Consider the following 2,318-nt stretch of genomic DNA (forward strand, 5'->3'; position numbering starts at 1 on the left):
GCCGCCGACGCGGCGGCCCGGCAGTTCGCCGCGCTGCTGACGGCGCTCGGCCGGGCGGGCGGGGAGCCGGGGCCGCGCGGGGAGCTGCCGGAGGCCCCGCGCGACGAGTGGCACCGGTTCGCGTCCGACGTCCGCGCGGAGCTGTTCCCGCTGCTCTCCCCCGCCGGGCGGGCGCGGGCCGGGCGGGAGCTGACGGCGGCCGAGGAGCTGCCGTACGTGTCGGGCGCCCTGGTCCACGGCGACCTGGGCGGCGAGAACGTGCTGTGGGAGACGGAGGACGGGCTCCCCGTGCTGCGCGGGGTGGTCGACTGGGACGAGGCCGCGATCGGCGACCCGGCCGTGGACCTGGCGGCGGTCGCCGCCTCGTACGGGGACGCGTTCCTGCGGCAGGTCGTGGCCCGCGGCGGTCCGGCCCTCCGGGAGCCGGCCGGCCGGGTGCCGGCGATCCGCGGCACCTTCGCGCTCCAGCAGGCGCTGTCCGCGCTCCGGGACGGGGACGCGGCGGTGCTGGCGGACGGGCTCGAAGGGTACGGCCGCCTCTGAGCGGGGTCAGGACAGCGCGCCGAGCCCTTCCCGCAGCTCGTCGGCGTTCATGACGGGGATCAGCTCGACCTCGGCCTCCATGTCGAGGAAGAACCGCTCCAGGAGCGCCGGCATCTGGGAGGAGTCCCGCATGTCGAAGACCAGGAGGCAGGTGCGTCCGCCGTCCATGCAGGTGAAGTAGGCGGCTTCGGGGCGGACCTGTTCGAGGATCTCCTGGACGGTCGCCCCCATGCTGCCGTTCCTGATCGCCTCGTTGGCCGTGTGGGTGTCCATCCGGGCCCTGAGCAGAGTACGCATGGCCTTCTCCTTCGCCACGGCGTGCCGCACCCGGCGCTCGGGTTCCGCGCCGACCGGAGCGCGGGACGTCCCTTCCACCGTCCCTCCGGGGCCGCCGGGGAGGCAAGAACGGCCCCCGGCGAGTACCGGCCACACCTCGGCTCAACCTGACCTGTACATGACCGCACAGCGGTGGTGGCATGTCTCGCGCAGTCACTCGGCGGAGCAGCTGGAGGCATCCCCATGTGGAAACCGGCACTCATCGGCACCGCGGCCGTGGCGTTCGCCGCCACCGCCCTCTCCCCCCAGGCGACGGCGGCCGAGGGCGCGCCGCCACCGGGCAGGATCCAGATCGACGTGGTCTCCGTCAACGGCTCCGGCTGCCCGGCCGGGACCGCGGCCGTCGCCGTGGCCGGGGACAACACGGCCTTCACCGTGTCCTACTCCAACTACCTGGCCCAGGTCGGCCTCGGCTCGAAGCCCACCGACTTCCGCAAGAACTGCCAGCTCGGCCTGAACGTCCACGTCCCGCAGGGCTACACCTACGCCATCGCCAGAGCGGACTACCGAGGCTTCGCCCACCTGCAGAGCGGGGCGACGGGCCTGGAGAAGGCGAGCTACTACTTCCAGGGCATGCAGCAGACGACGTCCGCCAACCACCGCTTCAGCGGCCCGTTCAGCGACGACTGGCAGACCAGCGACGTGACGGACTTCGACGCGCTGGTCTACGCGCCCTGCGGAACCCAGCGGATCCTCAACGTCAACACCGAGCTGCGGGTGAGCGCCGGCAGCTCGGACCCGGCGTCGACCACCAGCTTCATGGCGATGGACTCGGCCGACGGCAGCGTCAACACCCTCTACCACTTCGAGTGGAAGCAGTGTTCCTGAGCCGTTCCTCATCCGTGCTTCCGGGCGCGGCGCAGTGGGAGGGGACTTCATGCGCGGACGCACCAAGCTCAGACCGGCCGTGCTCGGCGGCGCCGCGGCGGCCCTGCTGACCGTCGTCGCGGTCCCGCCGGCGGGCGCCGCCCCGATCGGGGTGCCGCCGCCGGACAAGGTCGTGATCGACGTGGTGACCGTCAACGGTTCGGGGTGCCCGGCGGGGACCGCGAACGTGGCGGTGTCGCCGGACAACACGGCCTTCACCGTGTCGTACAGCAACTACGTGGCACAGGTGGGCGTCGGCTCCAAGCCGACCGACTTCCGCAGGAACTGCCAGCTCAGCCTGAACGTCCACGTCCCGCAGGGCTTCACGTACGCGGTCGCGCGGGCGGACTACCGCGGGTTCGCGCACCTGGAGAAGGGGGCGAGCGGGCTGGAGCGGGCGAACTACTACTTCCAGGGGATGCAGCAGACCTCGTTCGTCAACCACCACTTCACGGGCCCGCTCAACGACAACTGGCAGACGTCCGACACCACGGACATCGACGCGCTGGTCTACGCGCCCTGCGGCGCGATGCGCTACTTCAACATCAACACGGAGCTGCGCGTGGACGCCG

4 protein-coding genes are annotated in these 2,318 nt (G+C 72.2%); 3 read left to right on the plus strand and 1 reads right to left on the minus strand.

Going from position 1 to position 2,318, the window contains the following annotated elements:
- The coding region (locus JNW98_RS34370; RefSeq protein ID WP_223772209.1) for a phosphotransferase family protein at positions 1 to 543 on the plus strand (543 nt) is incomplete at its 5' end.
- 6 nt (positions 544 to 549) lie between these two features.
- Here JNW98_RS34370 and JNW98_RS34375 read toward each other — a convergent pair.
- The gene (locus JNW98_RS34375; protein ID WP_223772210.1) at positions 550 to 840 is read right to left on the minus strand and encodes a hypothetical protein; all 291 of its coding nucleotides are present in this window, start codon (positions 838 to 840) and stop codon (positions 550 to 552) included.
- 222 nt (positions 841 to 1,062) lie between these two features.
- On the opposite strand from JNW98_RS34375, the gene JNW98_RS34380 reads away from it, so the two are divergent.
- Positions 1,063 to 1,707 (plus strand): DUF4360 domain-containing protein, encoded by a 645-nt coding sequence (locus JNW98_RS34380; protein ID WP_223772211.1) that lies wholly within the window; start codon positions 1,063 to 1,065, stop codon positions 1,705 to 1,707.
- A 49-nt stretch (positions 1,708 to 1,756) separates the two neighbouring features.
- Positions 1,757 to 2,318, plus strand: a 562-nt coding sequence (locus tag JNW98_RS34385; RefSeq protein WP_223772212.1) for a DUF4360 domain-containing protein, incomplete at its 3' end; no start/stop codon positions are given.

This window comes from Streptomyces huiliensis (assembly GCF_020037025.1).
In the GTDB taxonomy this organism is placed as follows: Bacteria; Actinomycetota; Actinomycetes; order Streptomycetales; family Streptomycetaceae; genus Streptomyces; species Streptomyces huiliensis.

Excerpts from the sequence above, each read along its gene's own strand:
- JNW98_RS34375 (WP_223772210.1), bottom strand. The coding sequence starts at position 840 with ATGCGTACTCTGCTCAGGGCCCGGATGGACACCCACACGGCCAACGAG.
- JNW98_RS34380 (WP_223772211.1), top strand. The coding sequence starts at position 1,063 with ATGTGGAAACCGGCACTCATCGGCACCGCGGCCGTGGCGTTCGCCGCC.